Here is a 13,477-nt window from a genome sequence, read left to right on the forward strand (position 1 = left end):
TAAGAGGGCATTATGGATAAAGTTCCTGTAAATTTTTTACATGGAGCTTTTTTTGATCATATAGGAAATTAAGTCTTATATACGGGGACACCTAAGCGCGGGCCACTGAATCGTAATAAATGGCCGGAAATCAGATGTGAAGAAATAGAAAAGAATAACAGGGATGGAATGAAAATGAAAGGAAAAAGAGTGATCGCAGGTATTCTGCTTGTTGGAATCTTAGCAGTTACCCTGGCAGGGTGCAAAAACACAGGTGAGAATAAAAAAGAAACGGAAAAACCCGTCATCACCCTGGGAAGCGACAGCTATCCACCATACACTTATCTGAATGAGGATGGTGTGCCGACAGGAATTGATGTAGAACTGGCTACAGAAGCGTTCAGAAGAATGGGCTATCAGGTGGAGCCTGTCCAGATTAACTGGGAGAAGAAAAAAGAACTGTTGGAGAGCGGGGAGATCGATTGCATCATGGGCTGTTTTTCCATGGAAGGGCGCCTTGACGAGTACCGCTGGGCCGGACCGTATATAGCAAGCCGTCAGGTGGTTGCTGTAAATGAGAGCAGTGATATCTATAAACTGAGTGACCTGGGGGGAAAGAATCTGGCTGTTCAGTCCACAACCAAACCGGAAGGTATTTTTCTGAACCGGACGGATGAGAGAATCCCAAAGCTGGGTAATCTGATCAGTTTGGGACACAGGGAGCTGATCTATACATTTCTGGGAAAAGGATACGTAGATGCAGTTGCCGCACATGAGGAATCGATTGTCCAGTATATGAAGGATTATGACACAAGCTTTCGTATTCTGGAAGAGCCGCTGATGATCACCGGTATAGGGGTTGCCTTTGCAAAAGAGGATGACCGGGGAATCTGTGAGCAGATGGATCAGACCCTGGAGGAAATGCGTCGGGATGGAACATCCCTGAAAATCATTGAAAAATATCTGGATGATCCGGGAAGGTATCTGGAGGTGGATGAACTTGGATATTAAGGGAAGGACAAAGAAAAAGCAGATAGAAATAGTTGGTATTTTGCTTGGAATCTGTGTGGCGGTAGTTTCCCTGACTTATTTCTTTCATGCGGAAAAAGCGGAAGCAGAAGAAAGAATGGTAGAGATTGTAAACTATGTGAAAGTGCAGTGTTCCACCTATACTCATTATAATGAATCTTCGGAATCCAAAAGCCTTCTCCGTGCCATTGAAAGTGCCAGACAGATGAGTACCAATATTAACATGGAAACAGAAAACGGTGGTCAGTTAAGCCGGGAGTTTCTGAAAGATAATCTGCAGACTCTCTGGGTGGATGGCATCCTTGTACTGGATGCAGAGGGAAAGACGGTCTGTGAGTATAGCACAAAAGAGTCTCTGACGGATGAGATTACGAAGTATCTGCAAAAAGAAATTATCATGGATTTTACAGGATATGAAGAAAGAAGCTATTCGGAACGGCTTGCCAGGGAAGACGGGTCCCGGATCGACATTGCAGCCTGCGCCAGAAAAGACGCACCGGGTATTGTGGCAATTTACTATTACACATCTCCTGAATTTACCAGAAACTATACTTTGACGATACAAGGGCTTTTAAATGGATATAGTGTCCAAAAAGATGGAACAATTATTGTTGCAGACGATGGGCTCGTTGTTGCCAGTAACGATGAGAGCCTGTTGGGGCAGAATACGACCGACAATGAGGTTATTCAGGCAATGAAAAAGCACACAGACAGCCAGCATATTTTTCATTTGAAGAATGAAGGAACCGGATGCTACGGAATTATGCTGAAGCAGCGGGATTATTATATTTATGCATATCTTCTGGATGAGGAAGTGTTTCATAACCTTCCATTAAGTGTGGCTGGTGTCATTTTTCTATATTCTTTGATAGTTGGTATATTTTGGTCCTGTATCTTCAGAACCAATCTGGAACATGAGAAACAAGAGCGGGAAAAGGATGAAAAATATAAATCAGAACTTCTGATAGCTGCCAAAAAGGCGGAAGCCGCCAATAGGGCGAAGACGGAATTTCTCCAAAGGATGAGCCATGATATCCGGACTCCGATTAATGGAATCTGCGGTTTACTCAATATGGCAGATCATTGTGCAGATGATATGGAGAAACAGACAGAATACAGAACAAAGGTGAAAGAGGCATCCAATCTGTTGCTGGAGCTGGTAAACGATGTCCTGGATATGAGTAAGCTGGAGGCGGGTGAAGTGATTCTGGAAGAAATTCCATTTGATCTAAGCCGTATTTCCCGGGAAGTACTTGTTGTGATCGAGCAGATGGCTGCAGACCAGAATATCCGGATTGTGTGGGAGAAGAAAGAAATCACACATCGAAAGCTTATTGGAAGTCCAGGACATGTGAAACGTGTGATGATGAATATTCTGTCGAATGCGGTGAAATATAACAGAAAAAACGGATATATCTATATTAGCTGCCGGGAGATTCCATCCGAACAGCCAGAGATGACGACGATAGAATTTGTCTGCCGGGATACCGGAATCGGAATGGCAGAAGAGTTTCAGAAACATATTTTTGAACCGTTTGTACAGGAACACGCAGGAAGCCGCACAAAATTTGCGGGAACGGGTCTGGGAATGTCGATTGCAAAGAAGCTGGTTGAGAAAATGGGTGGAACCATTACCTTTGAAAGTGAAGATGGTGTAGGGACTACCTTTGTGATCCAGGTTCCATTTAAAATAGATCTGAATTCGGATAAATGGGAAGAACAGAAAGATGTATCAGATGGAAAATCTATAAAGGGACTGCATATTCTTATGGCAGAAGATAATGAGCTGAACATAGAAATTGCTGAATTTATGCTTCAGAATGAAGGTGCTGTCGTGACCAAGGCATGGAATGGGCAGGAAGCTGTGGATCAATTCAAAAAAAGTGAGTTAGGTGAATTTGATGCGATCCTCATGGATATCATGATGCCGGTCATGAATGGTTATGAAGCAACGAAGAGGATCCGGTCTCTGGAGAGAGAGGATGCTAAGACGATACCGATCATTGCAATGACAGCAAATGCGTTCACGGAGGACAGAATAAGAGCAAAAGAAGCGGGAATGGATGAACATATTTCTAAGCCTGTTGATGCAAAATTACTGGTAAAGGTAATTTATGAACTAGCGGAACACAGTTTTAGGGGGATTCGTAATGAAAAAGGAAAAAAGAAATAAGTTACTTGCTGTATTCCTGGTGATGGTAATGGCCATATTACTTTTATCAGGCTGCGGCGGGAAAAGAGCGGAAAAAGAAGATGCAGAAACCATCACGGTGTATTTATGGAGCACAAACCTGTATGAAAAATATGCACCCTATATTCAGGAACAGCTTCCGGATATTAACATTGAATTTGTAGTAGGAAATAATGATCTGGATTTTTATAAGTTTCTTGATGAAAATGGAGGATTGCCGGATATTATAACCTGTTGTCGTTTTTCACTGCATGATGCAAGTTCGCTGAAAGACAGCCTGATGGATCTTTCCACAACCAATGCGGCAGGTGCTGTCTATGATACATATCTAAACAATTTTAGGAACGAGGATGGCAGCATAAACTGGCTTCCGGTGTGTGCGGATGCCCATGGCTTTGTAGTGAACAAAGATCTTTTTGAAAAATATGATATCCCGTTGCCAACAGACTATGAAAGCTTTGTCTCTGCCTGCGAGGCATTTGATAAGGTGGGAATCCGAGGGTTTACCGCAGACTATTATTATGACTATACCTGTATGGAGACACTGCAGGGCCTGTCGGCGTCAGAACTTTCTTCTGCCGACGGACGCAGATGGCGCACCACCTACAGTGACCCGGATCATACAGTGAAAGAAGGTCTGGACAATACCGTCTGGCCGGCGGCTTTTGAACGGATGGAGCGGTTTATCCGGGATACAGGATTGAACCGGGATGATTTGGATTTGAACTATGATAATGTGGTTGAGTTGTTCAAAAGTGGTAAGCTTGCCATGTACTTTGGAAGCTCTTCCGGTGTTAAAATGTTTCAGGATCAGGGCATTCACACAACATTTCTGCCATTCTTTCAAGAGAATGGAGAAAAATGGCTGATGACGACACCCTATTTTCAAGTGGCTTTAAACCGTGATCTGGCACAGGATGAAACACGACGGAAGAAAGCCATGAAGGTATTGGATACAATGCTTTCAGAGGATGCTCAGAACCAGATCCTTTATGATGGTCAGGATCTCTTAAGCTACAGCCAGGATGTGGATATCCATCTTACAGAATATCTGAAAGATGTGAAACCTGTGATCGAAGAAAATCACATGTATATCCGTATTGCGTCAAATGACTTCTTCTCTATTTCCAAGGATGTAGTATCTAAGATGATCGCAGGAGAATACGATGCAGGGCAGGCTTATCAGTCCTTTAACACCCAGCTTCTGAATCAGCAGACTATCTCCGAGGATATCCTGCTGGATTCACAGAAATTCTATTCCAATCGTTTCCATGCCAGTGGAGGTAATGCAGCCTATTCGGTTATGGCAAATACGCTGCGCGGTGTCTACGGGACGGATGTGCTGATCGCCACCGGAAACAGCTTTACCGGAAACGTGCTGAAAGCCGGGTATACGAAAAAAATGGCGGGCAGCATGATCATGCCAAATGGTCTTTTGGCTTACAGCAGTAAGATGAGTGGGGCAGAGCTGAAAGAGACTGTCAGAAATTTTGTGGAAGGCTATGAGGGAGGCTTTATTCCCTTTAACAGCGGTTCTCTACCTGTAGTCAGCGGTATTTCTGTGGAGATCAGGGAAACGGATGATGGTTATACATTGAGCAAAGTTATGAAGGATGGAAAGAAAGTTCAAGACAATGATATGTTCACGGTAACCTGCCTGACGATACCTAAACACATGGAGAATTATCCGGTAGAGGATAATATTGTGTTTGATAGGGGAGATACTTCTGTGAAGGATACCTGGATAGGATATATTTCAGATGGTGATGCCGTTCTTGCAGAGCCTGAAGACTATGTGGCTCTGAGGTGAGAAAAATGGATATTAAGAATCATAATACAGACAAAAAGAAACTTGTCAATAGAAAACAATTCAAGGCAGCTGTCGTTATAGCTGTTTTTCTTGGAATCGTATTGACGGTTTCCCGATATTTTAAATTTGTGTCGAAAACGGTATATGAGGAAAGTGTGTCTCATCTGACAGAGATTTTTCATCAGTCTGATAATATGCTGCGGGAACTGACAGACAAGAATCTGACCTATCTTCATATGTGGGGAGAGAATCTGCAGAACACCTCCAATGAAGACGAAATTCGTGATTATATAGAGAAAGCACAGGAAGATGCCGGCTTTTTAGAATTCTTTTTTCTGTCAGCTGACGGAAACTATAAGAAGGTAACAGGTGAAACAGGGTATCTTGGATTACAGGGAAATATGGAAGAGGAGCTCCGACAGGGAAGTGATGTGATAACAAATGCAGCAGTTCCTGGAAAAGCCCAGCTGCTTGTTTTTGCAACTCCCAAGGCCTATGGAAGTTATCAGGGATTTGAATATGATGAGATTGCCATTGCCTATGAGAATTCTGATATCGTAAATGTACTGGATATCTCTGCTTTCGACGGAAATGCCCAGAACTATGTGATTCATCCGGATGGTCGTGTTGTGGTGGAGCATTCTTCTGGGTCATGGGGGAGAGTGTATAATTTCTTCGGTGTTCTGAGAGAGCATTCTGATATGTCTGAAAGAGAGATCAATGAGCTTTCGGAGAAGTTTAAAGAAGGACGTACCGATGCGAAGCTGGTAAAGCTTGATGGAAGGAGCTATTATCTGGTCTATGAAAAATCAGATATCAAGGATTGGATGTTTCTGGGACTTGTCCCGGCGGATATCGTGAATGCCAGTATGAATAGCCTGCAGTTTAATACAATGCTTCTCGTGGGAGGAGTCGTGCTCTGTATTGCCGCTTTACTTATCAGTTTTATTGTTCAAAAAGGCAGAACAAACCTCAGGAAAAAGGATACGGAGATCCTGTATAGAGACGAATTGTTTCAGAAGCTGTCAATGAATGTAGATGATGTTTTTCTGATGCTGGATGCTAGAACATATCAGGCAGATTACGTCAGCCCGAATGCGGAAAAATTGTTGGGGATTACGGTAGAAGAGATCCGTAAGGATATTCATGTTTTGGGAAAATTGCATTCTGAAAATCCGAAAGAACCGGATAAAAATTATCTGGAGAGAATCCGGGTTCATGAACAGAAAGAATGGGAGTTTGAATACGTTCATTATAAATCAGGAGAGCAGCGCTGGTTTCATAATGTTGCAATGTGCAGCGAGGTAAACGGAAAAAGAAAATATATCTTGGTTATGTCGGATCGTACCTCTGACAGGAAAATGAATCAGGCACTTTCTGAGGCAGTCCGTGCTGCGGAGACAGCAAACCGGGCCAAGAGTACGTTTCTTTCCAATATGTCTCACGATATCCGGACACCCATGAATGCGATCATCGGTTTTACCACACTGGCTGTAAGTAATATTGATGATAAGGAAAGAGTCCGGGATTATCTGGGTAAGATTCTTTCATCCAGCAACCACCTGCTCTCACTGATCAACGATATACTGGATATGAGCCGGATTGAGAGTGGAAAAATCCATCTGGAAGAAACAGAGGTCAGCCTGTCGGATGTGCTTCATGACCTGAAGACGATCATTGGTGGGCAGATCCATGCGAAGCAGCTGGAGCTTTATATGGATGCAATGGATGTGACTAATGAGGATATCTATTGTGATAAGACGCGTCTGAACCAGGTACTGTTGAATCTTTTGTCCAATGCGGTTAAGTTTACACCTGCTGGTGGAACCGTTTCAGTCCGGCTCAAACAGTGTCCGGGGACGCAAAGCGGCAGTGCGCTGTACGAGATCCGGGTAAAGGATAACGGAATCGGTATGAGCCAGGAATTTGTACAGAAGCTCTTTTCTCCTTTTGAGAGGGAGCGGACTTCCACGGTCACCAGGACTCAGGGTACCGGACTTGGCATGGCTATTACCAAGAACATTGTGAATATGATGGGCGGAACTATCGAGGTTCAGACAGAATATGGCAAGGGAACTGAATTTATTGTCCGCCTGCCATTCCGGATTCAGCCTGAGCATCACCATGTAGAGAAGATCGCAGAGCTGGAAGGTCTTAAGGCACTGGTTGTAGATGACGATTTTAATACCTGTGACAGTGTGACAAAGATGCTTGTCAAGGTTGGAATGCGTTCAGAATGGACTCTTTCCGGTAAGGAGGCTGTTCTCCGGGCGCGGCAGTCTATGGAACTGGGGGATGCATTCCATGCGTATATCATTGACTGGTGTCTGCCGGATATGAATGGCATTGAAGTTACCCGTCAGATCCGCAGTCTGGGTGACCATACGCCAATCATTATCCTGACGGCTTATGACTGGTCAGATATCGAAGTGGAGGCCAGAGCGGCAGGGGTTACAGCATTCTGTTCGAAACCTATGTTTATGTCAGATATCAGAGAGACCTTGATGACAGCTATCGGTCAGAGGCAGGCTGAGCAAGAGGATAATATTCTCCCGGCAGCAGGTTCAGATTTCAAGGGCAGATGTATATTGCTTGTGGAAGACAATGAACTGAACCGTGAAATTGCGGTGGAGATCCTGAATGAATATGGCTTTCTGGTTGACACTGCCGAAAATGGAGCAGAGGCAGTGGAGAAGGTAGAAAAATCGAAACCGGGCGGTTATGATCTTGTGTTGATGGATGTGCAGATGCCTGTCATGAACGGGTATGAGGCCACAAAGCGGATTCGTGCCCTGGATGATCCGGCACAGGCGGGAATCACTATTCTTGCCATGACTGCCAATGCTTTTGATGAAGACAGGAAGGAAGCGCTGGAATACGGTATGAATGGATTTCTATCCAAGCCAATTGTTGTAGAGGAATTAATTGATGCATTGCAAAAAAATCTTTCATAGAGGGGATACAGGAAGCAATGGCAAAAGTAACGGAAGTATATGAGTTAACCATTTGAGAAGTTAAGAAGGGATTGCATTAAGTAATGTGGCATGTTGCTAATTGACAAAATAGTATGTATGATTTGAATGTGGAGTAAATATGACCGAAAAACATAGTTATGAGATTATCGTCCTGGATCTGGACGGAACCTTAACAAACAGAGATAAGGTGATTGCGCCAAAGACGAAGCAGCGTCTGATGGAGCTTCAGGAGCGCGGAAAGAAGATTGTACTGGCGTCCGGGCGTCCGACGCCGGGAGTGCTGCCGCTTGCGAGAGAGCTGGAGCTGGCAAAATACGGCAGTTATATTCTGTCGTTTAATGGAGGCAGGATCACGAACTGCAAAACCGGCGAGATCATATTCAGCCGTTCCCTGCCGCAGGAGGCAAATCAGAAGATTATACGCTTGGCCGAGGAGGAACAGGTGGGGCTTTTGAGTTACGATGAGGCGGGGGCAAAGCTTCTGACGAACCAGAGTGACAGTCCCTATGCGAAGTTGGAAGCGCGGATCAACGGCATGGAGTTAGTACAGGTGGACGACATAGAAGCTGCGATCACGTATCCGGTACCGAAATACCTGATGATGGAGGATGGAGACTACCTGGCGATGGTCGAGCCGCGCGTCAAGGCGGCGATGGGGAAGAATTTCAGCGTTTACCGTTCGGAGCCGTTTTTCCTGGAGGTGCTTCCGAGGGGCATCGATAAAGCACAGTCGTTAGAGCGTCTTCTTTCTCACATCGGGCTTTCGCGTGAGCAGATGATTGCCTGTGGGGACGGCTACAACGACCTCACGATGATTCAGTATGCCGGATTAGGTGTAGCGATGGAGAATGCGGTGCTTCCGGTGCGGAAAGCTGCAGACTTTATTACCTATTCCAACAACGACGACGGTGTGGCTCATGTGGTGGAGAAGTTTATGCTGTAGAAGATTTGGCAGATTCGCATAAATGTATATTGCGTGAACAGATGAAAAATAAAATATTCATAAAAATAGGCAAGATACTAGACTTTAAAACTTTAATATGTTAATATAAGAAAAACGGAAAAATGAATATATTTTCGGAGTACATATTAAAAAGGGGTGCCTTGCATTATGAATAAAAAACTGAAAACCGAAGCTGTGGATCATCTGTTCCAGGCGATTCTGACACTGAAAAATACCGACGAATGCTATAGCTTTTTCGAGGATGTATGCACAGTTAATGAACTTTTATCATTTTCCCAGAGATATGAAGTAGCGAAGATGCTGCGTGAGAAGAAGACATATCTGGAGATCGCGGACAAGACCGGCGCATCGACAGCGACGATCAGCCGTGTCAACCGTTCTTTAAATTACGGAAGCGACGGATATGATATGGTATTTGCGCGTGTGAAAGAGCAGGAAGAGGCGGAGAAAACGGAAGCGTAAGACGAAGTAGGAATATACGCACGATAGATAAAGCGCGTACTTTCATAGGTGTAGCAAACCAACCTGCCAAAGATGGACAAATTTGGCTTGGGGTGGAATTGTCCCAGGAGCTGGCAGCTGGTTGAATGAAAGATAAAAAGAAATGAAAGAAAAAAGACATTGAAAGAATTTCCACAAGGGGAAGTGATTCCAGTGTCTTTTTTATCGTGTATGGTGCAATGGGTTGAATTTTTTGTTGTTTAGCCTGTTTTTGAGTGTGGCGGTACAGCGGAAGTGCTGCCTATTTCTTCTTCTTCGGATTCACCGGCGTCTCCTGCCGGAGCTGTTCCGCCAGGATTTCAATCATCTGTTTTTTCAGATAGACATCAAACGCCAGCTCACTGATAAAGGCGAACAGCTGTAAATACTCGCGGTCTTCACAGTCATAGTCCTTGAATGTCTGGCTGGCGGCGTCAAATTTTGCCATGACGTCTTCCTGCAAGCGCTTGCGCTGCCCTTTTTCCAGCGAAAAGATTTCGTTGTAAAGCTCTTCTAATTCCGGGCTGGAACCATGGGAAAAGTGGTGCTCGCTGATGGGCGAGAAGAGCTGCTCAATATCTCGAAAGGATATCACATTTTTAAAATAATAAATCAGAATCAGCATCAGCAGATGATTCTTGGAGTAGCGTTTTTTGACGGGCGGCGGCAGCAGGTTATTTTTGGCATAGTTATTGATCATGGTTTTGGTCAGGATCTTATCCTCGCCCAGCCATTTGGAAGTGTTCAGGTGGCTGTCCATGAAGGTCGTGACCTGATCCATATATAAATCAATACCGGGAATCTCCGACGGATGCACCCGGGTCAGACTATCAACATAAGCCAGCAGATCCTGCAGGCGTTCTTCGTTCGATTTCATGTATGTACCTCGCTGCGTTGAAATTCGAAAGCTGCGAAACAGGGAGGCGATTTTGGCGCTTCCGCTGTCATGAACTCTCTATGTGATATTATATAGTTTTGAAAACCAGATAGCAAGGAGAAATTTAAAATCAATGAAAATTCCGTGACATCCAAGAGAAAATAGATTATACTAGAGCGTATTCGAACATACTTTTTGTCATTAAAAATAGATTATATAAGAGGATAGAAGGGAACGAAACATATATGAGCAAATACGACACACTTAACCCGATGCAGCGGGAGGCGGTTTTTCACACGGAGGGACCACTCCTGGTTCTGGCAGGCGCCGGTTCAGGAAAGACGCGCGTCCTGACACACCGGATTGCGTATTTAATCGAGGAAAAACGGGTGGCGCCGTGGAATATCATGGCGATCACATTTACCAATAAAGCGGCGGCGGAGATGCGCGAGCGTGTGGATAAGATTGTGGGGGAAGGCGCGGAGGCGATCTGGGTCAGCACGTTCCATTCGAGCTGTGTTCGGATTCTGCGCCGGTTTATCGACCGTCTGGGATATGACTCGAATTTTACTATCTATGACGGCGACGACCAGAAAACGCTGATGAAGCAGGTGCTCAAGAAAATGCAGGCGGATCCGAAGCAGTTTAAGGAGCGGGCGGTGCTGTCACGGATTTCTGCGGCGAAAAATGACCGGATCACGGCGGATGAGTTTGAGCAGCAGGCGGGAGCGGACTTCCGGGAGAAAAAGATTGCTCAGATTTACCGGGAATACCAGAAAGAACTCAAGAAGAATAATGCCCTGGATTTCGACGATCTGCTGGTGAAAACGGTAGAGCTTTTCGAGGCAAACGCGGATGTGCTGGAATATTATCAGGATAAATTCCGGTATATCATGGTGGACGAGTACCAGGACACGAACCTTGTACAGTTTAAGCTGGTCGATCTGCTGGCAAAGAAGTACAGAAATATCTGTGTGGTCGGTGATGATGACCAGTCGATCTACAAATTCCGCGGGGCAAATATCGAAAATATTTTAAGTTTTGAGAAAGCATTTCCGGGCGCACGCGTTATCAAGCTGGAGCAGAACTACCGTTCCACCCAGAGCATCCTGAACGCGGCAAATGAGGTGATCCGCCACAACCGCGGCAGAAAGGACAAGACGCTGTGGACGGCGAATGACGAGGGACCGAAGGTGCGCTTCCGTCAGTATGACACGGCATACGAGGAGGCAGACGCCATTATCTGTGATATTGAGCGTGAGAAAGAAGAGAAAAATGCGGAATATTCGGATTTTGCCGTGCTGTACCGTACCAATGCACAGTCGCGTCTTCTGGAGGAAAAATGTATTTATTACAGCATTCCGTACCGGCTGGTCGGTGGCGTCAATTTCTATCAGCGCAAGGAAATCAAGGATATTCTCTGCTATTTAAAGACGATTGCGAATGGGCGCGATGATCTGGCGGTTCAGCGTGTTATCAATGTGCCGAAGCGCGGCATCGGTGCGACCTCGATCGGAAAAGTGACGATCTATGCGTCTGCCAATGGCATGAGCTTTTATGATGCGCTGCTGCGCGTGCGCGGCGTGCCGACGATCGGCAAGGCGGCGGATAAGATCGAGAAGTTTACGGAGCAGATCGAAAACTTCCGGTCGCGGCTTTCGGCCCTTTCGATCCCGGAACTTATCGAGGCGATTCTGGAAGAGACGGGATATAAGAAGGATCTGGAGGCGGAAGGCGAGATCGAGGGAGAAACACGTCTGCAGAACGTGGAAGAGCTGGTTAATAAGGCGACCGGCTATATGAGCACAGCGGAGGAACCGACGCTGGACGGATTTTTGGAGGAGGTTGCGCTGGTAGCGGATGTAGATAGCCTGGACGAATCCGAAAACAGGATTGTCCTGATGACTTTGCACGGCGCAAAAGGTCTGGAATTTCCGTATGTCTATTTAAGCGGCATGGAGGACGGGCTGTTTCCGAGCAGCATGTCCATCTTTTCGGATGATAAGGACGCCATCGAAGAAGAACGGCGTCTCTGCTATGTCGGAATCACCCGTGCGGAGAAAGAACTGACGCTGACGGCGGCGAGACAGCGCATGGTCAATGGAGAAACGCGGTTTGCGAAGGTCAGCCGCTTCATCGAGGAGATTCCGCCGCAGCTTCTGGACGAGGAAGAGCAGCCGACCGTCTTTGAACGGGCTGCTGGTATGAGCCGGGGCAGACGCGGATTTGAAGATTCGGGGACTTCTGGCTGGACAACGGGCAGCTTTGGTGTATCTGGCGCGGGAGACGGCGATCGGGTGCGGATTGGCGGAATGTCTGGAAAACACCCTCTTTCAGAGAACGATGCCGCCTGGGAGCGCGGCGCAGCCCGGATGAGCGGCTGGGGCGGTGTGAATGGTTCCGGAAGTGCTGGTTCTGGCCGCACGCTGGATCCATATAAGAGCGCTTATAGTTCCAGCAGCCGTCCAGCCAGCCCGGCACCGTCATTTGGCAAGGCATTTACGGTCCAGAAGGCCGACCATCTTTCCTACGGTGAGGGCGACCGAGTCCGCCACCTCAAATTTGGCGAGGGAACGGTGCAGAAGATCGCGGACGGCGGCAAGGATTTTGAGGTGACGGTTAATTTTGACCGCGTGGGCGTGAAAAAAATGTTCGCTTCATTTGCAAAACTGGTGAAATGTTAGACCGTGTTTGCCGTATTGTTACGGTACACGTATGCGAAAACAGTAATGCCGTATTAAAACATTTTCGCCAGATCCAATAAAAAATATAGTAAAATCGGCTGAGAGATGGTATAATAAAATCAAGAATTGCGGATCAAAACGCGGGAAAGGATGTGGAGTGTATGAATAAATTTGATATGATGAGCAAAGATGCGCTCTCCAGAGTAGAAGAGATCATGAATGCAACCAAACTGAATGAATTCCTTCACAGAAAAGAAGAAGAGGAGAAACAGAAAAACTGTATTCTCTGGATTTTAGCCATTATCGGTATTGTAGCAGCAGTTGCAGCGATTGCATACGGCGTATATCGTTTCTTTACTCCAGATTATCTGGAAGATTTCGAGGACGACTTCGATGATGATTTCGACGACGATTTCTTCGAGGATGAGAGCGACGAGAAAGAGAAGAAAGACTGATTGTGATAATTTAGTCAATGAATCATAAAAAAT

At 45.8% G+C, this 13,477-nt stretch carries 9 protein-coding genes; 8 read left to right on the forward strand and 1 reads right to left on the reverse strand.

What is annotated here, in order from left to right:
- Nucleotides 1-174 precede the first annotated feature (174 nt).
- From DXB70_RS07140 to DXB70_RS07165, 6 genes are all read left to right on the forward strand, one after another.
- Complete coding sequence (locus DXB70_RS07140; RefSeq protein WP_118672974.1) at nucleotides 175-990, forward strand: ABC transporter substrate-binding protein; 816 nt, start codon at nucleotides 175-177, stop codon at nucleotides 988-990.
- Nucleotides 974-3,181, forward strand: a complete 2,208-nt coding sequence (locus DXB70_RS07145; RefSeq protein WP_118628756.1) for an ATP-binding protein — start codon at nucleotides 974-976, stop codon at nucleotides 3,179-3,181. The genes DXB70_RS07140 and DXB70_RS07145 overlap by 17 nt, the downstream gene beginning before the upstream one ends.
- On the forward strand, nucleotides 3,159-5,009 hold the full coding sequence (locus DXB70_RS07150) for an ABC transporter substrate-binding protein (RefSeq protein ID WP_107001582.1): 1,851 nt from the start codon (nucleotides 3,159-3,161) through the stop codon (nucleotides 5,007-5,009). Before DXB70_RS07145 ends, DXB70_RS07150 begins: the two co-directional genes overlap by 23 nt.
- A 5-nt stretch (nucleotides 5,010-5,014) precedes the next feature.
- Nucleotides 5,015-7,963, forward strand: coding sequence for a PAS domain-containing hybrid sensor histidine kinase/response regulator (locus DXB70_RS07155; protein ID WP_118672976.1), 2,949 nt, complete (start codon nucleotides 5,015-5,017; stop codon nucleotides 7,961-7,963).
- A gap of 139 nt (nucleotides 7,964-8,102) precedes the next feature.
- Nucleotides 8,103-8,927, forward strand: coding sequence for a Cof-type HAD-IIB family hydrolase (locus DXB70_RS07160; RefSeq protein ID WP_118672977.1), 825 nt, complete (start codon nucleotides 8,103-8,105; stop codon nucleotides 8,925-8,927).
- Between the two features lie 168 nt (nucleotides 8,928-9,095).
- Nucleotides 9,096-9,410: a YerC/YecD family TrpR-related protein gene (locus tag DXB70_RS07165; RefSeq protein WP_022359748.1), complete on the forward strand. Its 315-nt coding sequence runs from the start codon at nucleotides 9,096-9,098 to the stop codon at nucleotides 9,408-9,410.
- A gap of 280 nt (nucleotides 9,411-9,690) precedes the next feature.
- Here DXB70_RS07165 and DXB70_RS07170 read toward each other — a convergent pair whose 3' ends face one another.
- Nucleotides 9,691-10,305, reverse strand: a complete 615-nt coding sequence (locus DXB70_RS07170) for a DUF1836 domain-containing protein (RefSeq protein ID WP_022359749.1) — start codon at nucleotides 10,303-10,305, stop codon at nucleotides 9,691-9,693.
- 245 nt (nucleotides 10,306-10,550) lie between these two features.
- On the opposite strand from DXB70_RS07170, the gene DXB70_RS07175 reads away from it, so the two are divergent.
- Both DXB70_RS07175 and DXB70_RS07180 read left to right on the forward strand, forming a co-directional pair.
- Complete coding sequence (locus DXB70_RS07175; RefSeq protein ID WP_107001579.1) at nucleotides 10,551-12,989, forward strand: UvrD-helicase domain-containing protein; 2,439 nt, start codon at nucleotides 10,551-10,553, stop codon at nucleotides 12,987-12,989.
- A gap of 161 nt (nucleotides 12,990-13,150) precedes the next feature.
- On the forward strand, nucleotides 13,151-13,444 hold the full coding sequence (locus DXB70_RS07180) for a hypothetical protein (protein ID WP_022359751.1): 294 nt from the start codon (nucleotides 13,151-13,153) through the stop codon (nucleotides 13,442-13,444).
- Nucleotides 13,445-13,477 lie beyond the last annotated feature (33 nt).

The sequence above is a fragment of the Clostridium sp. OM05-5BH genome, assembly GCF_003481505.1.
In the GTDB taxonomy this organism is placed as follows: domain Bacteria; phylum Bacillota; class Clostridia; order Lachnospirales; family Lachnospiraceae; genus Otoolea; species Otoolea fessa.